Source organism: Streptomyces sp. NPDC001450, from assembly GCF_053597295.1.
This window is the reverse complement of the sequence record NZ_JBSFHY010000003.1, coordinates 256114-280722: the sequence shown is the minus strand read 5'-3', so window position 1 is coordinate 280722 and position 24609 is coordinate 256114. Positions and strand designations below refer to the sequence as shown.

Genomic DNA, 24609 nt, shown 5'->3' with positions numbered 1-24609 from the left:
GTGACCGCGACCGACCGACCCGATCCCCCGTTGGTACTTCCCCCGTGTTGGTACTTCCCCCGTGTTGGTGCCTCCCCCGTTGTTCCCCCGTGTTTCCCGTTCCTGATATGGAGAGCGGCCGGGTCGCCGCCTGATACACCCTGGGCGGAAAAAAATCCCCCGGCTCGGGAGCCGGGGGATTCCGGTCGTGCCGGTGCCGTGCTCAGCCGGTGAACCCGGCCGTGATCGAGGTGAACTGCCAGGTGTTCTGGCTGATGCCGGAGCAGTTGCTCACCACGCCGCCGCCGGGGCACGGCCGGTCGCGGTTGACGGCCCAGTAGGCGAGCCGGGCGATGTGGTGCGAGTTCGCCCAGTCGCGGATCTGGGTCCAGATCGCCGGGGTGGTGTTCTCCTGCTGGTCGGACAGGCCGTTCATGCCGGAGATGCCGATGTGGGAGTAGGCGGTCGTGTCGTCCCAGCCGAAGGTGGACTTCAACTTGTTCTTCAGCCCCTCGGCCGCGTTGACCGTGTTGCCGTACATGTCGGAGCCGCCGCCGAAGTCGAACGGCATGATGGTGAAGACGTCGATGCCGGCGCCGAGCGACTGTGCCTGCTCGATGAGCCGGTTGCCGTAGTAGGTCGGGCCGGTGGTCGAGGTGCCGAAGGTGACGATGGTCTTCAGGCCGGGGTTGTTGGCCTTGACCGTCTTCAGAGCGGTGAGGATCTTCGCCTGGACGGCCTCGTTCTCGAACTCGTCCGTGTTCTCGATGTCCATGTCGATCGCCTTGAGCGAGTAGGCGTCGATCACCTTCTGGATCGCCCCGGCCAGCGCGCTCGAAGAGGAGCAGTTGGCGCCCAGCTTGCTGCCCTGCCAGCCGCCGAACGACGGGACGATGTCACCGCCCGCCGAGCGGATCTGGTTGACGGCGGTCTGGTCGACACCGCCGGTCAGCGCCCGGCTGCCGTCCCAGGCCGGGGTGCAGCCGCCCGAGTCCAGTACGAACGCCATCGTGAACCACTTGATGCCGGTCGCGCTCATCACCGTGCTCGGGTTCGGCGGATCGCCCCAGCCCTCGTACAGGTACGGCGCCGCCTGCTTGAATCCGGTGCCGCCGCCGCTGCCCGCGTCCGTGGTGACGGACACGGAGTCGGAGGCCGCGGAGGTGTTCCCGGCCGCGTCCCGCGCCTTGACCGTGAAGGTGTAGGCCGTGCTCGGCGACAGCCCGCTGACCGTGGCGGACGTACCGGAGACGCTGAGCACCTGGCTGGAGCCGCTGTAGATGTCGTACGCCGTCACGCCCACGTTGTCCGAGGAGGCGTTCCACTTCAGCGACACGCTCGACGAGGTCTTGCCGGTCGAGGTGAGCCCGCTGGGCGCGGTCGGCGCCTGGGTGTCCCCGCCGCCTCCGCCGCCCGGGCCGTCCAGGCCGATGTCGTCGGCGTAGTAGGAGCCCTGCGCGTACCAGCCGTGCACATAGATGGTGGCGCTGGTCTGTGAGGCACCGGTGGTGAAGGACACGCTGAGCCGGCTGTACGCGGACGGGGACGTCGTCCAGGTGGAGGCGCCGCCGTTGACGCCGAGGTACACGTACGAGCCGCGGACCCAGCCGCTGAGGGTGTACGTCGTGTTCGGCTGCACGGCGACGGTCTGGCTGCACTGCGCGTTGTCGCTCGAGGTCACCGCGCCCTGCAGGGCCTTGGAGCCGCCGTGCACGGGGGAGGAGACGACCGAGCCGAGGTTGCCGGTGCAGCTCCAGGGGGAGAGGCCGCCCGACTCGAAGCCGGGGTTGGTGAGGATGTCGGCGGCTTGAGCGGTGCCGGGGAGGGCGACGGCTCCGCCGAGCGCGAGGGCGGCGGTGCCGAGGAGGGCGAGAAGCCGACGTCTGGAACGTGTGAGTGTGTGGCGCACGCGATCTCCCTGTGGGGAATGGGGTGTTCGGGAGTGTGCAGGGGAGTGCGGGGTGCGCCAACCAAGTTGGTATGGACCAATCGGGGTGTCAAGAGGATGAACCCGGATTGGTCCAGACCGGTGTGGGTGTCGAGGCTATGCGGGGGCGGTGGCGGGTGCGCCGGCCTCCGTGGTGACCTCGGGAGCGGGCGTCGGTACGGCCGGCAACAGGACCTCGGCCTCCTCCAGCCTCTGCTGCGGCAGCGACACCGGCCGCAGTGGACGCGGCCCCGACACCACCGTGTAGTCCTGGCCCAGGAACGGCGGCTCCACCGCACCCGGATCCTCGCCCAGCGCCAACTGCACGGCGGCCCAGGGCGCGTTCACCCCACAGAGTGACAGCTGGTGCAGCCCGCCCGCGGGCCTCGTGTTGACGTCCAGCAGCACCGGACGGTCGCCGAGCATGCGGAACTGGATGTTGGACAGGTAGTGCAGCCCGAAGCCCTCCGCGATCAGCCGGGCCGGCTCCAGCCACTGCTCGTGCAGCGTGAAGCCCCGGCGGCGGCCGTTCTTGGTGCGCCCCACGGCCATCCGGACGCGGTTGTCCGGCCCGGTCAGGCAGTCGACGGACACCTCCGGCTGCTCCAGGCGCGGCATCACCAGCCAGTCCACGGTCTCCTCGGCCCGCTCCAGTGCCTCGACGACCAGATCCAGCTGGACGTGCGGACCCGGGAAGCCGTTGAGGTGCATGAGCGAGAAGGGCGCTCGTGTGATCACACGGAAGCCGACCCCGCCCGCGCCGGCGGCCGGCTTGAAGCACGCCTTGTGCCCGGCCGCCTCCAACTCCTCGACCGCTGCGACGAGTTGGTCCGCCGTACGCACCCGCCACCACGGCGGTACCGGCACGCCGACCGAGCGGACCGCCTCGTACGCGGTCGCCTTGTCCTCGAACACGGCCACCCCCTCGGGCGTCGGCGCCAGCAGCGCCGTACCCACCGCCGTGAACTCGGCGCGGTGCGCCACGATCGCCGTCTGGTGCAGCCGGGGCACGAACACGTCGATGCCGCGCCGCGCGCACTGGTCGAGGGCGTACTCGACGTACGCGGCCGGGGACAGGCCCTCCGGCTCCAGGTCGGCGGTGTCGGCGGCGGCCAGCACGGGGGAGTCGGCGTCCCCGTGCGTGGCATGGATCTCGACCGCCCGGTCGCTGGGATTTCTCCGCAGCTGATCCATGAAGAACACGTTCTCCGCGTACGTGCGGTTGAGCCAGACGCGTACGCGAGAGAGCATGCAGGCCGCCTTTCGGGGTTTTCGGGCAGGGCTGAGCGGCCCGTGCCCGGGCAGGAGGGAGGAAGGGACACCGAACGGCCCTGCGCGAAGGGGGATTCGGGGCGTCGGTGTTGGGGCGATCATACGGCTTTCAAGAGCCCCGGCGTGCAACGCGGATGTTACGGATTCCCAGCGCCTGTCCAGGGCTTGTCCAGCGGGACCCGACCGGCGCGGGTTCCCCTTGTCCCCGGCCGGTGAAATGTGTTGTCGTGGTGCGGACAGGATGATCGGAAGGGGCGCGGGGTGGAGTCGACGGCCGGTGCCGGACAGCTGCTGGCCATCAGTGACCTGCACATCTCCTATCCGGAGAACCGCGCGCTCGTCGAGCGGATGCGGCCCGGGACGGCCGACGACTGGCTGATCGTGGCCGGGGACATCGCGGAGACCGTCGAGGACATCCGGTGGACCCTCGCCACCCTCGCGGGCCGCTTCCGCAAGGTCCTGTGGGCGCCCGGCAACCACGACCTGTGGACCCATCCGAGGGACACCGTCACCCTGCGCGGCGTCGCCCGTTACGAGCACCTCGTCGCCCTGTGCCGGGAACTGGGCGTGACCACGCCCGAGGATCCGTACCCGGTCTGGCACGGCCCGGGCGGCCCGGTCGTCGTCGCCCCGCTGTTCCTGCTGTACGACTACTCCTTCCTGCCGGCCGGCTGCGCCACCAAGGAGGAGGGGCTGGCCTACGCGGAGAGCACCGGCATCGTCTGCAACGACGAGTACCTGCTGCACCCCGACCCCTACCCGACCCGCGAGGACTGGTGCCGGGCCCGCGTCGCCGAGACCGAGCGCAGACTCGCCGAGCTGCCCGCGGACCTGCCCACCGTCCTCGCCGGCCACTACCCGCTCGACCGGCACCCGATGGACGTGCTCTGGCACCCGGAGTTCGCCATGTGGTGCGGCACCGCCCTCACCGCCGACTGGCACCGCCGGTTCCGGGTCGAGACCATGGTCTACGGACACCTGCACATCCCACGGACCACCTGGCACGAGGGTGTCCGCTTCGAAGAGGTGTCCGTGGGATACCCCCGTGAATGGCGCAAGCGCTCGGTACCCCCGGGGCAACCGCGCCGCATCCTGCCGATGGAGGTCGAACCCGGTGATCGAGGAGCTGCTCCCGGAGTCGGTGGTGGCCGTGGAGGCGTTCGGTGACCACGAGGCCCGGGAGAGCTCGCTGTACCCGGAGGAGCAGCGGCTCGTGGCACGGGCGGTGGCCAAGCGCCGCCGGGAGTTCACGGCGGTACGGGTCTGCGCCCGGCGTGCCATGGAGAAGCTCGGCGTGCCGCCGCAGCCCGTGCTGTCCGGCGAGCGCGGTGCGCCCCGCTGGCCGGCCGGGCTGGTCGGCAGCATGACCCACTGCGACGGGTACCGCGCCGCGGCGCTGGTCCGCGCCGCGGATCTGGCCTCTGTCGGGATCGACGCCGAGGTCCACGGACCCCTGCCGGAGGGTGTGTTCGAGAGCATCGCACTGCCCGCGGAGCAGGACCGCCATCGCCGGCTGAGCGCCACTCGGCCCGGCGTCCACTGGGGCCGGGTGCTGTTCAGCGCCAAGGAGTCCGTCTACAAGGCGTGGTTTCCCCTCGCCCGCGCCTGGCTGGACTTCTCCGAGGCCGACATCGAGTTGGTCGACGAACCGGGCCCGGGCACGCGCGGCCGCTTCCACGCCCGGCTCCTCGTCCCGGGGCCGGAGGTGGACGGCGTACGCCTGACCGGGTTCGACGGCCGCTGGCTGGTCGCGGACGGTCTCGTACTGACGACGGTGGCCGTCGCGCACCACTGAACGGGACGGCCACGCGTCGCCGGCTCACTCCTGTGGACACCAGTGGCGCAGCAACCTGAAGAACTCCTCCTCGTTGCCCGCGAGTCCCGCCCGGGCCAGGGCCCCGTCCGCCTCGGCGAGCACGGCGGGCGGCACCACGACGGGCCGGCCGCCGTCCACGGGCCCGTCGAAGGCGGCGCGCACGGTGTGCAGCAGCCTCAGATAGGCCTGTACGGCGGTGCGCTCACGGTCGGTCAGTACGGCGGTGGGCATCGGTCGGCTCTCCCCGGTTCGGCGTCACGGTCGCGCGCCCTGCGGCGCCGTGCACCGCAGTCGTACGGCGCACACCACCAGCTTGCCGCGCACCACTGACAACGCCGTTTCGCTCTGCCATGGTTCGCCCGCTTAGCCGAGGCGAAACGCCACCGAATACCCCAGGGTGGCCGACATGCCGCGACCGCGCCCGGTGCGGGCGGTACGGCCGCGCACGGGAGGGGAGCTGCGCGAGGCGGGCGAACGCAGCGCGACGTGACGTTCGCGGCGGGGCGCCGGGGGTCAGCCCTGTGGCCCCGGATACCCCAGTGACGCCTCGATGCGGCCCGCCACGTCGTCCGGGCGGCCCGGGCCGCGCAGGGCCGAACCGGACAGCCAGGTGCGGCACTTGCTGGCGAGGAGAAGGCCGAAGGTCTCGGCCTCGCGCTCCTCGGTCTGGTCGAAGCGGGTGCGGGCGGCGGCGCGGTGGATCGTGGCCCGCAGGGCGGTCTGCTCGGTGTCGTCGCTCAGCAGACGCGTCGCGACGCCGATTCCGGCATGGTCGCGGTGGTGGCCGCGGGGTCGGCCCGCATGTGCCACAGCTCGTGGCCGAGGATCACCAACTGGTGGGCGGGCGCGGTGCGTTGCTCCACGACGACCAGGTCGCGGTCGGCCATGTCCGGCTACAGCCCGCTGGCCGTGCCGGGCGGGAAGGCGGCCGTACGGAAGTGGACGGGGCGGCCGCGGCGGCGGCTCATCGTGTCGCACGGCGCGCGGTACAGCTCGTGCGGCGGGGCCGGCGCGGGCAGGGTGAGTTCCCCGGCCAGCTCGGCGCACAACCGGCGCAGGCCCCTGCCGATGCCCACGGTCCTTCCCTGGTTCACGACTCGGGCCGCTTGACGCTCTCCAGCAGCATGTCGAGCCACTCCGCGACCTTGTCCCGGTGCTGGTCGGTGGGCAGTTGCGCGGCCCGCCAGGCGATCCCGCGCACCCCGTGGTCCTGCAGCAGCCGCTCCAGCGGATCGTCCGCCGCCTCGGCCGCGGCCCGCTCCCGGTCGGCGAGCTTCTGCAGCAGCTCCTGCTCGGTGCGCTGCAGCGCGCCCGCGAGGGCCTCGGGGTCCTCCGCGGTGAGGAAGCCGGCGTGCACCCGGAAGAACCGCTGCAGGGCGTCGCAGTGCTCCATGGTGGGCCGCCGGTCACCGTTGATGAGCGCGCCGGCCTGCTGCCGGGACATGCCCGCGCCGTCGGCGATCTCCTGCTGGGTGTACTTGCGGCCGCCCGGCTTCAGCCGGGTGCGGCGCAGCAGGTCCAGGCGCTGCAGAAAGCGGGCCTGGACGTCCGGCTCGCCCGCCGGGCGGTCGCTGAGCAGGGCCCTGACCACCGGCTCAGGGACACCGCAGGCGACGGAGAGCCGCCCGACGTCGAAGACCTCGGCATGCGGCACGCCGAGCCGGTCGGCGAGTGCGGTGACGCGGGCGACGACGGCCGGCAGCTGAGCGGTCTCCGTGGCGCCCGGATCCTCGTAGCCATCCGTCACCGACAGAACTCCTACGTCTCTCGAGGGCTTGAGGTGCGTCGCTTCTCACAAGCGGTTGTCGTGAACTTCCCGGAGAGTAGCGGGTGCTTCGAACTCGCAGCCAGGTCCCGCCACAACTGTGGCGAGTTTCAGCCGTCAACCGACATGAAATGCCACGATAGTTGACATGCCTCTCGTCGGGGCAGCAGGATCGCTTCGCCGCGTGAAGGCCGCAGAGGCAAGAGGGGTGACCTCCCGATGGCACATCAGGCAGGAGGGCAGTGGCCGGCGCCGCGGCCCGTCCCCGAGGGCTGCGAGGTCCAGGCGTATCTACAGGACTACGCCACGCTTCTGGAGGCTGTTCCGCTCCCGTCCCTGGTCGTCGACCACCGTTGGAACGTGGTGCTGGCCAACGGCGCGTTCGGGACACTTTTCCGGGGCGTGCGACCTCATCCGACGGCCATGCCCGGGGACAACTTCCTGCGGTTCGTCCTGTTCCACCCCGACGCCGCCGAGATCCTCGGCGACCACGAGGCGGGCTGGTGCCTGCCGATGCTGGCCCACTTCAAGACCGCCGTCGAGCGCTACGGCCACGATCACGAACTCCAGGCCGTCCGCCGGGACATCGCCCAGGACCCGATCATGGAGGCCGCCTACCGGCAGGGTCTGCCGCACTGGATCCGCGCCGTCGGTGAGGCCGGGACGCAGCTCGACGGTGCCGTACGCCTCCTGGTCCACCCCGATCCGCGGCGGGGCCCGACCGAGTGCCGGATCGTCGAGGAGACGCCCCGGACGCTTCAGGAGATCGGCTGCGCGCGCCTGACCATGGTCCTGCGTGACGCCCGCCGCCCGGCCGCGACCTCACGGCGGCCGCGCCGGGCGCGCGGAGCGGGCACGCATCTGGCGGTCGTCCCGGACCCCGAGGGCTGACCCGGCTCCGTCGGCGTTCAGGTCGCCGACGGGGCCGGGCCGGAACCCCCTCCGTCCAGCGGCACCCCATGCCCCGTTTACGCAAACGGCTTGCGTAACTTGCGCTACTCTTGCACGCATGACGCGTCGACTTGCGGAAGTGGCGAAGAAGGTCGGGGTCAGCGAGGCCACGGTCAGCCGGGTGCTCAACGGCAAGCCCGGGGTCTCCGAAGCCACCCGGCAGGCGGTGCTGACGGCTCTCGACGTCCTCGGCTACGAGCGCCCCACCCAGCTGCGCGGCGAGCGCGCCCGGCTCGTCGGCCTGGTCCTGCCGGAGCTGCAGAACCCCATCTTCCCGGCGTTCGCCGAGGTCATCGGGGGTGCTCTCGCACAGCTGGGACTCACCCCGGTGCTGTGCACGCAGACCAAGGGCGGGGTCTCGGAGCCGGACTACGTGGAGCTGCTGCTGCAGCAGCAGGTGTCCGGCGTCGTCTTCGCCGGCGGCCTGTACGCACAGGCCGACGCCCCGCACGACCACTACCGGCTGCTCGCCGACCGCAACATCCCGGTGGTGCTGGTCAACGCGGCCATCGAACACCTCGGCTTCCCGGGCGTGTCCTGCGACGACGCCGTCGCCGTCGAACAGGCCTGGCGGCACCTGGCCTCTCTGGGGCACGAGCGCATCGGTCTCGTGCTCGGGCCCGGGGACCATGTGCCGTCGGCGCGGAAGCTGGCGGCGGCGCGCGCGGTCGCTGGTGAGCTGCCGGACGCCTTCGTCGCCCGGGCCATCTTCTCCATCGAGGGCGGCCACGCGGCGGCCGCCCGGCTGATCGACCAGGGGGTCACGGGCATCATCTGCGTCAGCGACCCGCTCGCGCTCGGCGCGATCAGGGCGGCCCGTCGCAAAGGGCTCGACGTCCCGTCCCAGGTCTCCGTGGTCGGTTACGACGACTCCGCGTTCATGAACTGCACCGAACCCCCGCTGACCACCGTCCGCCAGCCCATCGAGGCCATGGGCCGGGCGGCGGTCGAGCTGTTGAACGCGCAGATCGGCGGGACGGCCGTACCGGCGGAGGAGCTGCTGTTCGAGCCGGAACTGGTGGTCCGCGGGTCGACCGCGCAAGCACCGCGTCCCTGAGATCCACGCTCCTGTCGAATAATTACAGATTCTACGCGACATATTGCGAGCCGATGTCGTCGGTGCTTGAGTGTGCGGCGCCCACCGCTCCTGCCTTGAGGGGTCCACCGATGAGAAGCACCGGGATCCGCCGTACCTTCGCCGCGATCGGCGTCTGCTCCTCCCTCGCTCTCGCCGCGTCCGCCTGCGGGTCGGGCGACGACGGCTCGGCGAGCGGCAAGACCCGCATCACGGTCAACTGCGAGCCGCCCAGGAGCGCCGAGGTCGACCGGCGGTTCTTCGAGCAGGACATCGCCTCCTTCGAGAAGCAGAACCCGGACATCGACGTCGTCGCGCACGACGCCTTCCCCTGCCAGGACCCGAAGACGTTCGACGCCAAGCTCGCCGGCGGGCAGATGGAGGACGTCTTCTACACGTACTTCACCGATGCCAGGCACGTCGTCGACATCGACCAGGCCGCCGATCTCACGCCGTACCTCAAGGAACTGAAGAGCTACGACACCATCCAGAAGCATGGTCCACCCGGTGCAGGCACCGCCCCCGGTAGGGGGCCGGGGGCGGCGCCGCCTCGCCGACCAGGCGTCGCGGTGTGGCAGGACTTCCTGTGGCCGCTGATGGTCTTCTCCGACACCGACAAGCAGCCGATCAGCGTGGCCCTCGTCCAGCTGTCGCAGAACATCCAGCTCACCGTGCTCATCGCCGCGATGGTGATCGCCAGCATCCCGATGGTGGCGCTGTTCCTCGTCTTCCAGCGGCACATCATCGCCGGGATCAGCGCGGGCAGCACCAAGGGCTGAGACAGCGGCCCCGTCTACAGAAAGGCAAGCCCAGTGGGACAGCCCACCCATGCCCCGACGGACCACGACTGGTGGCGCTCGGCCGTCATCTACCAGCTGTACGTCCGCAGCTTCGCGGACGGCGACGGCGACGGCACCGGCGACCTCGCTGGGGTCCGCGGGCGGCTGCCGTACCTCGCCGAACTCGGTGTCGACGCCCTGTGGTTCAACCCCTGGTACCTGTCACCCATGAAGGACGGCGGCTACGACGTCGCCGACTACCGTGCGATCGATCCGGCCTTCGGTACCCTCGCCGAGGCCGAGAAACTCATCTCCGAAGCCCGCGAGCTGGGCATCCGCACGATCGTCGACATCGTGCCCAACCACGTCTCCGACCAGCACCCCTGGTTCCGGGCGGCCCTCGCCGCCGGGCCCGGCAGCCCCGAGCGCGAGCTGTTCCACTTCCGGCCCGGACGCGGCCCGCACGGCGAACTCCCGCCCAACGACTGGCCCTCGCAGTTCGTCGGCTCCAGCGAGCCGGTCTGGACCCGGCTGCCGGACGGCGACTGGTACCTGCACCTGTTCACGTCCGAGCAGCCCGACCTCAACTGGACCCACCCGGCGGTCCGCCAGGAGCACGAGGACATCCTGCGCTTCTGGTTCGAGCGCGGGGTGGCCGGCGTGCGGATCGACTCGGCGGCCCTGCTCGCCAAGGACCCGGACCTGCCCGACCTCGCCGCGCACCCCGAGCCGCACCCCTTCGTCGACCGCGACGAACTCCACGACATCTACCGCTCCTGGCGGTCCGTGGCCGACGCCTACGGCGGTGTGTTCGTCGGCGAGGTCTGGCTCCCCGACCCCGAACGCTTCGCCCGCTACCTGCGCCCCGACGAACTCCACACCGCCTTCAACTTCGCCTTCCTGTCCTGCCCCTGGGACGCCGAGCGGCTGCGCGCCGTCATCGACAGCACCCTGGCCGAGCACGCCCCGGTCGGCGCCCCGGCCACCTGGGTGCTGTGCAACCACGACGTGACGCGCACGGTCACCCGCTACGGCCGCGCGGACACCGCCTTCGACTTCGCCACCAAGGCCTTCGGCACCCCGACGGACCTGGCGCTCGGCACCCGCCGGGCCCGGGCGGCGGCACTGCTCTCACTGGCCCTGCCCGGGTCGGTGTACCTCTACCAGGGTGAGGAGCTGGGCCTGCCGGAGGCCGAGATCCCGGTCGACCGCATCCAGGATCCGATGTACTTCCGATCGCAGCGTGTCGACCCGGGCCGCGACGGCTGCCGGGTGCCGCTGCCCTGGGCGGCCGACGCTGCGTACACGGGATTCGGTTCACGCGAGGAGCCGTGGCTGCCGCAGCCGGCCGACTGGCCGTCGTACGCGGTCGACCGTCAGCAGCGGAACGCGTCCTCCATGCTGGCCCTCTACCGCGAAGCCATCGCCACCCGCCCGGTCCTCGGCGACGGCCCCCTGACCTGGCTGCCCGCCCCCGAGGGCGTGCTCGCCTTCTCCCGCGTGGCGGGCGTGACGTGCGTGGTGAACCTCGCCGCCGCACCCGCCGAACTGCCCGCGCACTCCGAACTCCTGCTCAGCAGCGGCCCGCTGGACGACCGGGGCCGGCTCCCGCAGGACACGGCGGCCTGGCTGCGCGCCTGAGCCGCCCCCGGCACCCCTTGCTATCCCACGCACCCCCATGGAGGGATCAGCACATGCACAGCAGCACCGCCGAACATGTCAGGCGCATGCCAGTCGTCGGGGTGGTCGTCGCCCTGGCCGCCGGCATGCTCGTCGCCGTGGCCCCCACCGCCCACGCGGCTTCGGGCGCCACGCTCCCCTTCACCTCCGTCGAGGCCGAGTCGGCGAGCACCACCGGCACGAGGATCGGCCCCGACCACACACAGGGCACCCTCGCCTCGGAGGCCTCCGGACGGCAGGCCGTACGGCTGACCTCCGGGCAGCGGGTGGAGTTCACCGTGCCGCGCGCGTCCGACGCCGTGAACGTCGCCTACAGCGTCCCGGACGGGCAGTCCGGATCGCTCAACGTGTACGTCAACGGCACCAAGCTCGCCAAGACGCTCCCGGTGACCTCCAAGTACTCCTACATCGACACCGGCTGGATCCCGGGCGCCAAGACCCACCACTTCTTCGACAACGCCCGGCTGCTGCTGGGGCAGAACGTCCAGGCGGGCGACAAGATCGCCTTCGAGTCGACCGGCACCCAGGTCACCGTGGACGTCGCCGACTTCGAGCAGGTCGCGGCGGCCGCCGCCCAGCCCGCCGGTTCGGTGTCCGTCGTGTCCAAGGGCGCCGACCCCAGCGGCAACGGCGACTCCACCCAGGCCTTCCGGGACGCCATCGCGGCGGCTCAGGGCTCAGTGGTGTGGATCCCGCCGGGCGACTACCGGATCACCTCCTCCCTCAACGGGGTACAGAACGTGACCCTGCAGGGCGCGGGCAGCTGGCACTCGGTCGTGCACACCTCCCGGTTCATCGACCAGTCCAACTCCTCCGGAGGCGTGCACATCAAGGACTTCGCGGTGATCGGCGAGGTCACCGAGCGCGTCGACTCCAGCCCGGACAACTTCGTCAACGGCTCGCTGGGGCCGGGCAGTTCGGTCTCCGGCATGTGGATCCAGCACATGAAGGTCGGCCTCTGGCTGACGGGCGACAACGACAACCTGGTGGTGGAGCACAACCGCATCCTCGACACCACCGCCGACGGCCTCAACCTCAACGGCACCGCCAAGGGCGTCCGCGTCAGCGACAACTTCCTGCGCAACCAGGGCGACGACGCGCTCGCCATGTGGTCGCTGTACTCCCCGGACACGAACTCCAGCTTCGAGAACAACACGATCTCGCAGCCCAACCTCGCCAACGGCATCGCCATCTACGGCGGCACCGACATCGCGGTGAAGAACAACCTGATCTCCGACACCAACGCCCTCGGCAGCGGCATCGCGATCTCCAACCAGAAGTTCCTCGACCCCTTCCACCCCCTGTCCGGCACCATCACCGTCGACGGCAACACCCTCGTCCGCGCCGGCGCCATGAACCCCAACTGGAACCATCCGATGGGCGCGCTGCGCGTCGACTCCTACGACAGCGCGATCAACGCGACGGTCGACATCACCAACACGACGATCACCGACAGCCCCTACAGCGCCTTCGAGTTCGTCTCCGGCGGCGGCCAGGGCTATCCGGTCAGGAACGTCAACGTGACCGGAGCGACCGTGCGGAACACGGGTACGGTCGTCGTCCAGGCCGAGGCACAGGGCGCAGCCACCTTCCGCGACGTCACCGCCACCCAGGTCGGCGCCGCCGGCATCTACAACTGCCCCTACCCGGCGAACTCCGGCTCCTTCACGCTCACCGACGGCGGCGGCAACTCCGGCTGGTCCAGCACCTGGTCGGACTGCTCCACCTGGCCCCAGCCAGGACAGGGAAACCCCGACCCGGACCCGAACCGCAACCTCGCCAAGGGCCGCCCGGCCACCGCGACCGGCTCGCAGGACGTCTACACCCCCGGCCAGGCGGTCGACGGTGACGCCAACAGCTACTGGGAGTCCACCAACAACGCCTTCCCGCAGTCCTGGACGGTCGACCTCGGCTCCTCCTACGCGGTCCGCCGACTGGTGCTGAAGCTGCCCCCGTCCTCGGCCTGGGGCGCCCGCACCCAGACCATCACGGTGCTCGGCAGCACCGACGGCTCGACCTACTCGACCGTGGTCGGTTCCCAGGGCTACCGCTTCGACCCGGCCACCGGCAACACGGCCAACGTCGCCCTGCCCGGCAGCACCAACCTGCGCTACCTCCGCCTCGTCGTCAGCGCCAACACGGGCTGGCCCGCCGGGCAGTTCAGCGAGGTGGAGGCCTACCTCACCTCCTGACCCGGCCCGAGCGTCACAGATCCAGCACCAGGCGAGCGCCCCGGCACCGGGACACGCAGATCATCGTCGTGTCGCCCGCTGCCCGCTCCTCCTCCGTGAGGACCGAGTCCCGGTGGTCCGGGGTGCCGTCCAGGACGTCCGTCTTGCAGGTCCCGCAGGTCCCGCAGGTGCCCTCGGTGCGGAGCGCAGCACCTCGACCCCGGCGCCGCGTACCGCGTCCAGCAAGGGCGCCGGACCGCAGCAGTGGACCAGGATGCCGTCGGGAACCTCGTCCAGCACCGCGCCCAGGTCGAGGAGCCCGGTCTCTTCCTGCGGGGCGAGGGAGCCCCGGTCGCCGCACAGCGGGCACTGCCGTTCCAGTCCGGGTCGCGCAGGGTCAGGGCGAGAACGCCGTCGGCGGCGAACTCCCGTGCGGCCTCCTGAGGTCGGTGCCCTTCGGGATGCCCGAGCATCCACTCCCACACCTCGACCGGTCCTGCGCGGTCTGCTCGGCCCCGCAGTGGCAGGTGCCGTGCAGCCACTCGATGCGGTGGATCTCCCGGCCAAGTCCCGGGAGACGGCCCAGAAGTCGTACACCTTCACCTCCGACGGGGGCGTGGGTTGTTCCGGTTGCTCGCCGACCAGTCCTGACCGTACGGACCTACGCAAGTCGTTGACATGTCCCTGCCTTGTGGCTAGCTTCGCGAGGAGTTCCCTGCGCCCCCGGGCGTCCGCAGCCCCAGGGTCCCATCGAAGCGCTCGAATTCCAGGCACCTCATCTCCACGGTTGGACAACGTTGTCAGCCCTCGGTGATCCGGATCCAGACATCTCGGCAAGCTCGCTCATCACCCGGGGTTGCTCTCTCGGCACGGAGACAACGTTGTCGGCCCTCGCTTCCGAGTAGAGGAGAAAACCCCGTGATGACACCACTGTCGAGACCAGGAGGCACGGCGATCGGTCTCCTCGCCGCTGCGACGCTGGCCGCGGCCGGGCTGTGCACCCCTGCGTGGGCGGCCGGGAAGGCTGCGCTCGTCACCGCGCCGGCGACTCTGGTCAACCCGTTCATCGGCACGTCGAACCAGGCCGACGACTTTCCGGGGGCCGACGTCCCGTTCGGCATGGTGCAGTGGAGCCCGGACACCCCGTCGCGTCCCGACGGCGGCGGCTACGAGTACAACGACTCGTCGATCACCGGTTTCAGTCTGACCCACATCGCCGGACCCGGTTGTGGCGCGGCCGGTGACGTACCGGTGCTGCCCACGGTGGGGGCCGTGAACACCGGTGCGACGGACGCGTTCTCGCATGCCGACGAGTCGGCTTCCGCCGGGTCGTACAAGGTCGCGCTGAAGAACCAGGTGACCACCGAACTGACCACCACGACGCGCAGCGGTATGGCGCACTTCACCTTTCCCTCGACCAGTCAGGCCAATCTGGTCTTCAAGTTGACGAGCAGTCAGAACGGTGCCACGTCGACGCAGTTCACCAAGGTGTCGAGCACCGAGGTGAGCGGGCAGGTGACCAGCGGCCGCTTCTGCGGCGCCGCGAACACGTACACCGTCTACTTCGACATGGTCTTCGACCGGCCGTTCACCTCGCAGGGCAGCTCGGTCGCCAAGGCGTCCGCGCCTTCCACGACGCCGGCCGAGGCGTCGAAGAACGCCGCCGAGAAGCCGAACAAGCCGGTGCTGCACGGCAAGAACCCCAGCGCTTCGGACTCGAAGTCCACGAAGTCCACCAAGGACGGCGCTGCCCCGGATGCCGCCGCCTCGAACGGCTACGTCACCTTCAACACCACGACCAACCCCGTAGTGCAGGCCAAGGTCGGCATCTCCTACGTGTCGGTGGCGGGCGCGGTCGCCAACCGGACTGCGGAGAACACCGGTTGGGACTTCGAAGCGACCCGCACCGCGGCGCGGAACGCGTGGAACGGCGCGCTCGGCAAGGTGCGGATCGCCGGTGGGACGGCCGCGCAGCAGCAGACCTTCTACACCGCGCTCTACCACTCGCTGCTGCACCCGAACGTGATCAGCGACACCAACGGCCGGTACTACGGCTTCGACGGGAAGACGCACACCGTGGACGCCGGCCACAGCGCCGTGTACGCGAACTACTCCGGCTGGGACATCTACCGTTCACAGGCCCAGCTCGAAGCCCTGGTCGCTCCTCAGGTCGCCTCCGACACTGCGCAGTCGATGGTCGACGACTACGCGCAGACGGGAATCTTCCCCAAGTGGTCCGAGAACAACGGCGAGTCGTACGTCATGGTCGGTGACCCGGCGGACGCCATCCTCGCCGACTACTACGCCTTCGGCGCCCGGGACTTCGATGCCACGACCGCCCTGGCCGACATGGTCAAGCAGGCGAGCACGGCCAACAACGACCGTCCCGGCCTCACCTACTTGAATTCGCCCGGATACATGCCCCACGACGGCACTTACGGCTGCTGCAACTTCTACGGCCCGGTCGCCACCACCCTGGAGTACGACACCGCCGACTTCGCGCTCTCCGCGATGGCCGGGGCACTCGGCGACACCGCGAACCAGAAGACGTACGCCAACCGCGCACAGGACTGGCGCAACGTGCTCAACCCCGCCTCCGGTTTCGTCGAACCCCGTAACGCCGGCGGCTCGTGGACCGGTGGCTTCGACCCCACCAGCGGCACGGACATGGTCGAGGCCGACTCGTGGATCTACACCGGAATGGTCCCGTTCGACATCGGCGGCCTGGCGCACGCCAAGGGCGGCAACACCGCGATGAACCATTACCTGGACACCGTGCTGCGCAGCTACACCGGCGCCAACGGCTACGCCTGGGTCGGCAACGAACCGAGCATCGAACTGCCGTGGGAGTACGACTACACGGGGCAGCCCTACAAGACGCAGGGTGCGGTGCGGGCGATCCAGGACCAGATCTGGTCGAACACCCCGGGCGGCCTGGCCGACGGCAACGACGATCTCGGTGCGATGAGTGCCTGGTACGTCTGGTCGGCGCTCGGCATGTTCCCCGAGACGCCCGGAACCTCTGATCTCGCCCTGGGATCACCGCTGTTCACGCAAACCGTGGTCACCCTTCCCTCGGGCAACACGCTGACGGTCAACGGCAACGGCGCCGCCGACAACGCCCCCTACGTCCAGTCCGCCGCGTGGAACGGCACGGCGTGGAACAACGCCTACGCTCCCACCACAGCGATCACGGCCGGTGGCACGCTGGACTTCACACTCGGCACCAGTGCCAACACGTCGTGGGCGACCGCGGCCGGCGCGGCCCCGCCTTCGTACGCGGGGGACACCACGGCGCCGACTTCGCCGCGGATCGGTCCGCTCACCTCCGCGGTGGCCTCCAACCTCTGTGCGGACGACGCGTCTTCGGGCACGTCCGACGGCACCCACGTCCAGATCTGGGGCTGCAACAACACGTACGCCCAGGACTGGATCGTCGCCGGCGACGGAACGGTCCGGGCCCTCGGCAAATGCCTGGACGCCGATCACAGCGGAACCACCAACGGCACGCTGATCCAGCTGTGGACCTGCAACGGCACCGGCGCTCAGCAGTGGGCCGCCGGAGCCGACGGGTCCCTGGTCAACCCCGAGTCGCACCTGTGCCTGGACGACCCCAACTCCTCGACCACGAACGGCACCCAGCTTCAGCTGTACACCTGCAACGGTACGGCGGCCCAGAGCTGGAAACTGCCGAGTTGAGCCGTCGGCGGGGCTGTCGACGGTCCCGCCAAAGCGACTGGTCAGGGATATCAAGGGAGCCTGGATACGGCGGTGCGGGCCAGAGCCAGTGTCCGGGAGCGCTCGGGTGCCGTGGGGCTGCCCGCGTCGCTGAGCACGAGCAGGGTCCTGCCCACGGCCACCAGGACCAGGGTCTCCTGGACGGTGAACGTCCCGGTGGTCGCGGTGACCGTGGCGTGCCACGACGTGTCACCGATCCCCGCCGAGCCACGCGGCACCACTTGCTCCGTACCCGTGGATCCGTCGCTCCAGCCGATGGAGAACGAGGGGCAGCCGGACAGGGTACGCGCGGCCTGCCTCAAGTTCTGCCGTGCCCCGGTTCCCGGCAGCCGGCGCAGCACCTGCTGGAGGAACGGGCCGCTCTGGCTCATGGCGAAGTTGACCCTGGCCTCGACTGCGTCGGGGTGGGAACTGCGAGCGGACTCGAGGGAGTTGAGCGCGGTGAGACATTCGGGACGGTCGGAGCGCGTCGGGGGATCGTCTCGGAGGACGGTCTTCACATAGCCGGCCGGCAACTGGGCGGTGGTGAGCAGGGCCGCGGACAGGTCCTCGGTGCCGGTGGAGGCGGAGGGCGCAGGTGCCTGCGTCGGGGGCACGGTGTCCGAGCGGTGGCCCTCGCTAGCGCAGCCGGCGAGGGTCGCACCCGCCAGCACCGCCGCCACGACCGACAGGGTGGCAAGCCGTCGGCGCCCGGTGGCGGCATTCGCTACGGATCTCGGGCTCACGGGAGCCTCCTTCGGACGGCGGGGGATCGCCTGGCACGGCCGGCCAGCGGCCGTAGCGGAAGTACAGGTCGCAGCGCAGGACGGAGGCGACCAGCGCGTGGGTGTCCACGGGGCCAGATGGGTCGCGCCGGAGGACGGCGGAGGCGGCCCGCAGCACGGTGTCGTCGAGACCGCCGAGCAACTCGGCCATGTCGGCGCGGCGCCGGGGGTCGGTCCAGATGGCGGTCCCGCCCAGGGACAGTGCACGGCAGACGAGGGCGGTGTCCGCCCGCATGGCGTCCGTCCGCTCCTCCTTGGGCGGCAGCACGGGGAGTTGGTCCAGGGGGACGGTACGGTCACCGCTGCCGGAGACCGGTGAGGCGGCCGGGTCCGGCTGGTTCTGCGAGTTCGGCGAGTCCGTCCGGGCTGCGGACACCGGTGAGTCGCCGGAGATGTGCGTGGTCGGCGCTCGGCTCGGCTCGCTGCCGAACGCCGCCCAGCCGGCCCCGGCCGTGACCAGGACCGTGGCGGCGGCCAGCAGGACCAGGGGCCGGAACCGCCCGGCGCCGCGCGGCCCCGGGTGCCTCGACCCGCGGGCGGCGGTCGCCGGTACCAGCGCGCCGACGACGGTCGTCAGCGCCCCCGCCACCCACCAGGGCGTGTCGATCACGGCCCACCGGATGTCGGGAGCGGCGCGGGCCGCCGTCAGCCGGGCGAACAGGAACCAACTGCCCAGTGGCACGGCCAGCAGGAGCCCGGACAGTCCTATGGCCGCCGCGCAGACCGGTGCGGAACGGGGACCGTCCACCGTGGCCCCCAGGGCTCGGGCGAGGGAGGTGCTCCAGAGGGCGAACAGCGCCCCGCCGGCCACGAGCACCGCCCCCAGGGCCATCGCCTGCACGGGCGGCACCTGGGTCAGGGACAGCGCGGTCGCCAGTCCGTCCGCCGTGCCGGTGTCCCGTACCCAGTCACCGGCCGCCCGCCCGGCGAGCTGGCTGCCGAGGAGCACACCGATTCCGAGCGCGGCCCCGGCCGGCGCCGCGCGTCGGCCGGCCGCGTCCCGGTGTCCCACGGCGACGGCCCGCCACCACGCCACGGTCACCACCCCGGACACGGCCCAGCCCGTCAGCAAACCGCCTACCATGTAGGCCAGTTGGGTGTGATCGGGCAGCAGGGCGGCCACCAGCAGGGTGAGGTCGGTGAACACCAGCCCTGCGGCGAGCCCGGTGGTGAGGCACTCCAGGGACGACAGCCCCCAGGACCGCGCCGGATCGGCGAGCACGGCCAGGCGGACCGCGGGTGCGGGATGCGTGGCCAGGCCCAGGGACCGTACGAGGCGCTCGGTGCGGCGCGGCGCGAGGGCCGAGCTGATGTGGGCGGCGGTGGCGTCCCGTGGTGCGCGTGGATCCGCCACCGCGGCGAGGTCGGCGTCGTGCTCCCGCACGCGCAGCACGGCGCACAGGGTGAGCAGCACGACGACCAGGACGATCGCCATCCGGACCAGTAGGCCGGTGCCCAGCAGTCCGGGGTCGCGGGCCAGTGCGACCACCATCGGCAGGGTGACGCCGAGGAGCAGAAGCCACCCGGCCGCCATGGCCAGCCGTACCCGGCCCACGTCCCGCAGCCGCAGATGAGCCAGTTCATGCCGGAAGATCGCGTCCACGCTCCGGTCGGACTGGCTGAGGACGTAGGAGTCGGCCACGATCCGGGGCCGGCGGACGGTGCCCGAGGCACGCGCCCGGATCCCGACGCCCCGGCCGCGCACCCACAGCACCGGCCGGGGTCCTTCTCCTTCCGGCACCACGGCGGCAAGGCGCCGGGCCAGCGCTGAGGAGTGGTCCGGCGTGACCTTCCACCGCCACAGGCTCAGCCGGCGTCCGGCGGCTCGGCAGAGCACGGCGAGGGCCAGCAGGGCGAGCGGCCCGCACAGCACCACCGCCGACTGCGCCAGCCGTACGTCGTTCACACAGCCGGTGAAACCGGCGAGAACCTCGTCGGGCGCGGCGTCGGCGTCGGGCAGGCAGGCGAGTTGGGCTCCCGGCCAGTTGTCCCGGCCCAGGACCAGCCACCACCAGGTGGCGAACGAGGCACCGGCGCCCGCGACGAGGACCAGCAGGGCCAGCCGGGTGGTGGTCGGTAGCGGCAGGGGGCTGGACACGAGTGCGCGGGCCACGTCCGACTGCTCGGCGGTGGGGGAGTGGGAGGGGCAGGGCGGGCCATGGGGGCCCGGCAAGGCGCTCACGACGGCGACGGGTTCGCGGCAGCCGATGCGTCACCAGCGTCCGGCGCGCCACGTCGCTCGGGCTCCGGATCCGCTCGGTGCCCGGGGTCCGCCGGCGCAACCGGTGTCATGGGCGCAGTCGGCGCAACCGCCGCATCCGGCACCGGCTGCGCCCCCGCGCCACCACGCACCACTGCCACGACGATGACCTCCGCGCAGCTCTCGCCCTCAGGCGCGGACAGACCGGCGGAACGGCCCACGGCCAGGGCCCAGTCCGCGAGTTCCTGCCGGGTCACCCCGGAGAGTTCCGGGACGGCCGAGGTCAGCGCGGCTCGTCTGCCCTCGGTGTCGGCCTCGCGCCGGCGTCGCCACCAGAGCTTGAGCCGGGTGCCACCCGCCTGGATGCGCCCGGAGGCGAGGTCGGCGAGGACCTGTGAGACCACCGCCACCAGAACCGGCAGCACCACCGCCGACTCGAAGCCGATGCCCAGCGGGTCCCCGGCCGGCCGGTGCAGGCGCTGCGGGGGATGGGGCCGGGCCAGGTACGCCCGGCAGGTCTCGTCCAGCTTCCCCAGTTCGGCCGGAGCGACGCGGCGGACCACGTCGCGCAGGACGTCCTGGCCCGTGCGGTGGTACATGAGTTCCTCCTGTGAGGACGGGCGGGCGGACGAGCGGTGTGCAAGTGCGGACGGCGGTGGTCTGCCTTGACCGCGGTGGGTTCAGTGCCGGCTGCGGCGATGCCGCAGGGTCACGCCGGCGGCGACGACGGCGGCGAACACGAGGCCTGCCACGCCGGCGGCCACGATCGACGCGGAGGTAGCGCCGTCCGCGTGCCCGTCCCCTCCGGTGCCGTCGGACAGCGCCGACGGGGCGGGGGTGGTGGCGGTCGGGGGAGGCGAGGAGGGCGCGGCGGACGGGGTGTCGGTCGGTGTCGTCGCCTCGCTCACCGGGCTCCCTTGCGCGAGGCTCGCCGAGGGCGTGTCCGGCGTCGGTGCCGGGGACGTCGCCTGCTCGACCACGGAGTACGACGCCTTGCCGTCCATCAGGGGCGCCGGGTCGACCGAGGTCGTCGGCTGGATCAGGCCCTGCGTGACGAACTGGAGCGTGGCCGGCGCCGGCACTCCGGAGGCCAGGGAGACGCGCAGCGGGATGCGGGCCGAGTCGCCCGCCGGGAGCGACCCCACGGAGGGCAGTCCGGCGTCCGTGCTGAGGTAGCCGCTCAGCGCGGTGTCCCCGGGAGTCAACTCCACCGGCCGCCACACGGACGGGCCGGCGTCGAACCATTCCACGGTGACCTGATCGGGTGTCAGCCGGTCCGCGGGCGGCGCGAGCCGGATGCCGACGGCGACGATGAAGCTGTCCGTGATGTCGGTGTCCAGCGTGTTGTGGAACGTGGCGTCCACGGCCAGCGGGTCACCACCGGGCACGATCTCCCCGGAATCCGAGGTCAGTTCGGCGTAGGGCGCGGTCGGGTCCGCGGCGTGTGCCGGCGCCGCGGACAGATACAGCGGGATGAGTAATGCTGCGCAGCTCAAGAGTGTTGCGCACAAGGATCTGCAGCGCACGAGAACCAGCTCCCCCCGACGCGCCCCCCAGCCCGCTTCCTGGCGTGATGCCGGAAAGTTTAAGGGATAGTGCGCCTTAAAGAGCCGTCAATTCGCATTCGGTCAATAAGGAACAGAAGTGAATTCCCGTGCCCTGTGAGGATTCTCAGGACCCGTCCGCGTCGACGACGTCGTACGAAGGGGCGGACAGGGTCTTGAGGATCCATCCGTTCGGCTGGACGATCGCCGGGTACACCGGGCCGAGCGCGTCCTGGGTGAGGGCGAAGGACGCCCCGGCGTGCGCGTTCGTGCCCGGCGTCCCGGACAGGGTGAACGAGAAGTAGCGGACGTTGAACGGCGAGCCCGAGGTCAGCGGGGCGCAGTCCCGGACTGTCACGAGGCCGTCCACGACACCGAGTTGCAGTGGGGAGCTGCTGACGTCCGGCGTCGCCGAGGCCGTGTCGGAGGCCGACGCGGAGACGTCCGCCGACGGGGACTGCTCCGCACTCGACCGGTCATGCGACGAGGCGCCGCCGCACCCACTCGCGAGCAGTAACCCCCCGAGTGCCGACGCACACTTTCTGATCATGGATTTCCGCCCCCTCCCGTACCGCCGAGAACGGCTCGGCGGGCGTCATGTGCGCGGGATATTACGTCTCTTCATCCCTTTGATCCCCCCATATGAGGACTTCTCCGAACGGGGGGCAAAGGGCGCAGCCGCCCCCAACCCCCTCCGTACCGACGACTTTCACATCGGCGCCATCAGACCCTTCCCTGACGTTTGGTGCTCTTGGAACACTCGCTGCGCGCAGATTCCGTCATTCCGGCGGCGTCGCGTACGTCAGGACGCAGGACGAGAGGACCCTCACTCATGACCGAAGTCAACCGGCGGCGCTTCCTCCAACTCACGGGCGCCACGACGGCGTTCACCGCGCTGTCCAGCAGCATCCAGCGTGCGGCCGCACTGCCCGCGCACCACCGCACGGGTTCGGTCGAGGACGTCGAGCACATCGTCGTCCTGATGCAGGAGAACCGTTCGTTCGACCACTACTTCGGCTCGCTCCGGGGTGTGCGGGGCTTCGGTGACCCGCGTCCGGTGACGCAGAACGGCAAGTCCGTCTGGAAGCAGTCCGACGGCACGAAGGACATCTTCCCGTTCCACCCGGACGCCGACGACCTGGGCCTGGCCTTCATCCAGGACCTCCCGCACGGCTGGAACGACGGACACGCGGCCTTCAACGGGGGCAAGTACGACAAGTGGGTGCCCGCCAAGTCGTCCACGACGATGGCGTACCTGACGCGTGAGGACATCCCCTTCCATTACGCGCTCGCCGACGCCTTCACCATCTGCGACGCCTACCACTGCTCCTTCATAGGCTCGACCGACCCCAACCGCTACTACATGTGGACGGGCTGCACGGGCAACGACGGCAAGGGCGGGGGCCCGGTCCTCGGCAACGACGAGAAGGGCTACGGCTGGACGACGTACCCCGAGCGACTGGAGCAGGCCGGCGTCTCCTGGAAGATCTACCAGGACGTCGGCGACGGGCTGGACGCGAACGGCTCCTGGGGCTGGATCAACGACGCCTACCGCGGCAACTACGGCGACAACTCCCTCCTCTACTTCAACCAGTACCGGAGCGCCAAGCCCGGCGACCCGCTGTACGACAAGGCCCGCACCGGCACCGACGCGCGCGCGGGCGAGGGCTTCTTCGACCAGCTCAAGGCGGACGTCAAGGCGGACAAGCTGCCCCAGGTCTCCTGGATCGTCGCCCCCGAGGCCTTCACCGAGCACCCCAACTGGCCCGCCAACTACGGCGCCTGGTACGTCGCCCAGGTCCTGGACGCGCTCACCTCCAACCCCGAGGTGTGGGGCAAGACCGCGCTGTTCATCACCTACGACGAGAACGACGGCTTCTTCGACCACGTGATCCCGCCCTTCCCGCCGGCCTCCGCCGCCCAGGGCCTGTCGACCGTGGACCCCTCGCTCGACCTGTTCAAGGGCGACGCCGGCCACGCCGCCGGCCCCTACGGGCTCGGCCAGCGGGTGCCGATGCTGGTCGTCTCGCCCTGGAGCAAGGGCGGTTACGTCTGCTCCGAGACCTTGGACCACACCTCGATCATCCGGTTCATCGAGCGCCGCTTCGGTGTCCAGGAGCCGAACATCTCGCCCTGGCGCCGCGCGGTCTGCGGCGACCTGACCGCCGCCTTCGACTTCTCCCGCAAGGACACCAGGCCGGTCACGCTGCCGTCCACGGCCGGCTACCAGCCGCCGGACCACGACCGGCACCCCGACTACGTGCCCGTCCCGCCCGCCAACACCGCCCTGCCCAAGCAGGAGCGCGGCTGCCGGCCCACCCGCCCGCTCAAGTACGCCCCCGTGGTGGACGGTTCCGCGGACACGGCGGCCGGGAAGTTCACTCTCTCCTTCGCCTCCGGCGCACAGGCGGGCGCCGCGTTCCTGGTCACCTCGAACAACCGCGCCGACGGTCCCTGGCCCTACACCACCGAGGCCGGCAAGACCCTCTCCGACACCTGGAACTCGGTCTACTCCGGCGGCTCGTACGACCTCGCCGTGCACGGCCCGAACGGCTTCCTGCGCCTGTTCAAGGGCCGCAACAAGGTCGCCGGGCCCGAGGTCACGGCCCGCTACGCCGGGGACGACGTCGAGCTGACCTTCACCAACAAGGGCTCCGGCACGGTGAAGCTGAAGCTCGTGAACCGCTACGGCGGCAGCCCGGTCGCCGTCACCGTGCGGCCCGGCGCCACCGTGAAGCACACCGTCGCCCTCACGGCCAGCAAGCGCTGGTACGACCTCACGGTCACCTCGGACAACGACCCGGCCTTCCTGCGCGCCTTCGCCGGCCACGTCGAGAACGGGCACCCCGGCGTCAGCGACCCGGCCATCATCACGGGGTGAACGGGGTGAACGGGCGATGAACACCGCTCCGTGCGGACTGGTCAGGTACCGGTCACATCAGGGTAGT

Annotated in this window: 17 protein-coding genes and 4 pseudogenes; 10 read left to right on the top strand and 11 right to left on the bottom strand. The window is 71.0% G+C overall.

Annotated features, from left to right (window positions below; all coding sequences use genetic code 11):
• Positions 1 to 202 precede the first annotated feature (202 nt).
• Positions 203 to 1888, bottom strand: coding sequence for a carbohydrate binding domain-containing protein (locus ACWC5O_RS04795; RefSeq protein WP_450585033.1), 1686 nt, complete (start codon positions 1886 to 1888; stop codon positions 203 to 205).
• 135 nt (positions 1889 to 2023) lie between these two features.
• The gene (locus tag ACWC5O_RS04790; protein WP_450585032.1) at positions 2024 to 3157 is read right to left on the bottom strand and encodes an ATP-grasp domain-containing protein; all 1134 of its coding nucleotides are present in this window, start codon (positions 3155 to 3157) and stop codon (positions 2024 to 2026) included.
• 282 nt (positions 3158 to 3439) lie between these two features.
• Here ACWC5O_RS04790 and ACWC5O_RS04785 point away from each other — a divergent pair, with 282 nt between their 5' ends.
• Both ACWC5O_RS04785 and ACWC5O_RS04780 read left to right on the top strand, forming a co-directional pair.
• Positions 3440 to 4345, top strand: coding sequence for a metallophosphoesterase family protein (locus ACWC5O_RS04785; RefSeq protein WP_450585030.1), 906 nt, complete (start codon positions 3440 to 3442; stop codon positions 4343 to 4345).
• On the top strand, positions 4293 to 4973 hold the full coding sequence (locus ACWC5O_RS04780; RefSeq protein WP_450585029.1) for a 4'-phosphopantetheinyl transferase family protein: 681 nt from the start codon (positions 4293 to 4295) through the stop codon (positions 4971 to 4973). The genes ACWC5O_RS04785 and ACWC5O_RS04780 overlap by 53 nt, the downstream gene beginning before the upstream one ends.
• Positions 4974 to 4997: 24 nt before the next feature.
• Here ACWC5O_RS04780 and ACWC5O_RS04775 read toward each other — a convergent pair whose 3' ends face one another.
• The 3 genes and pseudogenes from ACWC5O_RS04775 to ACWC5O_RS04765 all read right to left on the bottom strand — a co-directional run bounded on the left by ACWC5O_RS04775 (position 4998) and on the right by ACWC5O_RS04765 (position 6741).
• Positions 4998 to 5225: a hypothetical protein gene (locus ACWC5O_RS04775; protein ID WP_097258901.1), complete on the bottom strand. Its 228-nt coding sequence runs from the start codon at positions 5223 to 5225 to the stop codon at positions 4998 to 5000.
• 282 nt (positions 5226 to 5507) lie between these two features.
• Positions 5508 to 6052 (bottom strand): annotated as a pseudogene (locus ACWC5O_RS04770) (toxin-antitoxin system, toxin component).
• Between the two features lie 32 nt (positions 6053 to 6084).
• Positions 6085 to 6741, bottom strand: coding sequence for a helix-turn-helix domain-containing protein (locus ACWC5O_RS04765; protein WP_450585027.1), 657 nt, complete (start codon positions 6739 to 6741; stop codon positions 6085 to 6087).
• A 237-nt stretch (positions 6742 to 6978) separates the two neighbouring features.
• Between ACWC5O_RS04765 and ACWC5O_RS04760 the strand changes: the two genes are divergently transcribed.
• The 6 genes and pseudogenes from ACWC5O_RS04760 (at position 6979) to ACWC5O_RS04735 (ending at position 13436) form a co-directional block, all read left to right on the top strand.
• Positions 6979 to 7650, top strand: a complete 672-nt coding sequence (locus tag ACWC5O_RS04760; protein WP_450585025.1) for an MmyB family transcriptional regulator — start codon at positions 6979 to 6981, stop codon at positions 7648 to 7650.
• Between the two features lie 118 nt (positions 7651 to 7768).
• Positions 7769 to 8767, top strand: coding sequence for a LacI family DNA-binding transcriptional regulator (locus ACWC5O_RS04755; RefSeq protein WP_450585023.1), 999 nt, complete (start codon positions 7769 to 7771; stop codon positions 8765 to 8767).
• Positions 8768 to 8877: 110 nt separating this feature from the next.
• Positions 8878 to 9279 (top strand): annotated as a pseudogene (locus ACWC5O_RS04750) (sugar ABC transporter substrate-binding protein); the annotation flags it as partial.
• A 69-nt stretch (positions 9280 to 9348) separates the two neighbouring features.
• Positions 9349 to 9564 (top strand): annotated as a pseudogene (locus ACWC5O_RS04745) (carbohydrate ABC transporter permease); the annotation flags it as partial.
• 33 nt (positions 9565 to 9597) lie between these two features.
• Positions 9598 to 11205 carry a glycoside hydrolase family 13 protein gene (locus tag ACWC5O_RS04740; protein WP_450585021.1) on the top strand — a complete coding sequence of 536 codons (1608 nt, stop codon included), beginning with the start codon at positions 9598 to 9600 and terminating at the stop codon, positions 11203 to 11205.
• Positions 11206 to 11258: 53 nt separating this feature from the next.
• Positions 11259 to 13436, top strand: a complete 2178-nt coding sequence (locus ACWC5O_RS04735; protein ID WP_450585019.1) for a discoidin domain-containing protein — start codon at positions 11259 to 11261, stop codon at positions 13434 to 13436.
• Positions 13437 to 13449: 13 nt separating this feature from the next.
• Here the strand turns inward: ACWC5O_RS04735 and ACWC5O_RS04730 are convergent.
• Positions 13450 to 13772 (bottom strand): annotated as a pseudogene (locus ACWC5O_RS04730) (flavin reductase family protein); the annotation flags it as partial.
• Positions 13773 to 14336: 564 nt separating this feature from the next.
• Here ACWC5O_RS04730 and ACWC5O_RS04725 point away from each other — a divergent pair.
• Positions 14337 to 17114, top strand: a complete 2778-nt coding sequence (locus tag ACWC5O_RS04725) for a lectin (RefSeq protein ID WP_450585018.1) — start codon at positions 14337 to 14339, stop codon at positions 17112 to 17114.
• Between the two features lie 50 nt (positions 17115 to 17164).
• Here the strand turns inward: ACWC5O_RS04725 and ACWC5O_RS04720 are convergent, their stop codons facing one another.
• The 5 genes from ACWC5O_RS04720 to ACWC5O_RS04700 form a co-directional block, all read right to left on the bottom strand.
• Positions 17165 to 17815 carry a hypothetical protein gene (locus ACWC5O_RS04720; protein WP_450585017.1) on the bottom strand — a complete coding sequence of 217 codons (651 nt, stop codon included), beginning with the start codon at positions 17813 to 17815 and terminating at the stop codon, positions 17165 to 17167.
• Positions 17772 to 20099, bottom strand: coding sequence for a M48 family metalloprotease (locus ACWC5O_RS04715; RefSeq protein WP_450585016.1), 2328 nt, complete (start codon positions 20097 to 20099; stop codon positions 17772 to 17774). Before ACWC5O_RS04715 ends, ACWC5O_RS04720 begins: the two co-directional genes overlap by 44 nt.
• The gene (locus ACWC5O_RS04710; protein WP_450585015.1) at positions 20096 to 20716 is read right to left on the bottom strand and encodes a hypothetical protein; all 621 of its coding nucleotides are present in this window, start codon (positions 20714 to 20716) and stop codon (positions 20096 to 20098) included. The genes ACWC5O_RS04715 and ACWC5O_RS04710 overlap by 4 nt, the downstream gene beginning before the upstream one ends.
• 81 nt (positions 20717 to 20797) lie before the next feature.
• Positions 20798 to 21613, bottom strand: coding sequence for a hypothetical protein (locus ACWC5O_RS04705; protein WP_450585013.1), 816 nt, complete (start codon positions 21611 to 21613; stop codon positions 20798 to 20800).
• A 175-nt stretch (positions 21614 to 21788) separates the two neighbouring features.
• The gene (locus ACWC5O_RS04700) at positions 21789 to 22211 is read right to left on the bottom strand and encodes a hypothetical protein (RefSeq protein WP_450585012.1); all 423 of its coding nucleotides are present in this window, start codon (positions 22209 to 22211) and stop codon (positions 21789 to 21791) included.
• Between the two features lie 282 nt (positions 22212 to 22493).
• Between ACWC5O_RS04700 and ACWC5O_RS04695 the strand changes: the two genes are divergently transcribed.
• Positions 22494 to 24542 (top strand): phosphocholine-specific phospholipase C, encoded by a 2049-nt coding sequence (locus ACWC5O_RS04695; protein WP_450585010.1) that lies wholly within the window; start codon positions 22494 to 22496, stop codon positions 24540 to 24542.
• The last annotated feature ends 67 nt before the right edge of the window (positions 24543 to 24609 follow it).

What these genes read in the sequence shown, in the direction of transcription:
- ACWC5O_RS04790 (WP_450585032.1), bottom strand. Translation starts at nt 3,157, where the DNA reads ATGCTCTCTCGCGTACGCGTCTGGCTCAACCGCACGTACGCGGAGAAC.
- ACWC5O_RS04775 (WP_097258901.1), bottom strand. Translation starts at nt 5,225, where the DNA reads ATGCCCACCGCCGTACTGACCGACCGTGAGCGCACCGCCGTACAGGCC.
- ACWC5O_RS04760 (WP_450585025.1), top strand. Translation starts at nt 6,979, where the DNA reads ATGGCACATCAGGCAGGAGGGCAGTGGCCGGCGCCGCGGCCCGTCCCC.
- ACWC5O_RS04755 (WP_450585023.1), top strand. Translation starts at nt 7,769, where the DNA reads ATGACGCGTCGACTTGCGGAAGTGGCGAAGAAGGTCGGGGTCAGCGAG.
- ACWC5O_RS04735 (WP_450585019.1), top strand. Translation starts at nt 11,259, where the DNA reads ATGCACAGCAGCACCGCCGAACATGTCAGGCGCATGCCAGTCGTCGGG.
- ACWC5O_RS04725 (WP_450585018.1), top strand. Translation starts at nt 14,337, where the DNA reads ATGACACCACTGTCGAGACCAGGAGGCACGGCGATCGGTCTCCTCGCC.
- ACWC5O_RS04710 (WP_450585015.1), bottom strand. Translation starts at nt 20,716, where the DNA reads ATGTACCACCGCACGGGCCAGGACGTCCTGCGCGACGTGGTCCGCCGC.
- ACWC5O_RS04700 (WP_450585012.1), bottom strand. Translation starts at nt 22,211, where the DNA reads ATGATCAGAAAGTGTGCGTCGGCACTCGGGGGGTTACTGCTCGCGAGT.
- ACWC5O_RS04695 (WP_450585010.1), top strand. Translation starts at nt 22,494, where the DNA reads ATGACCGAAGTCAACCGGCGGCGCTTCCTCCAACTCACGGGCGCCACG.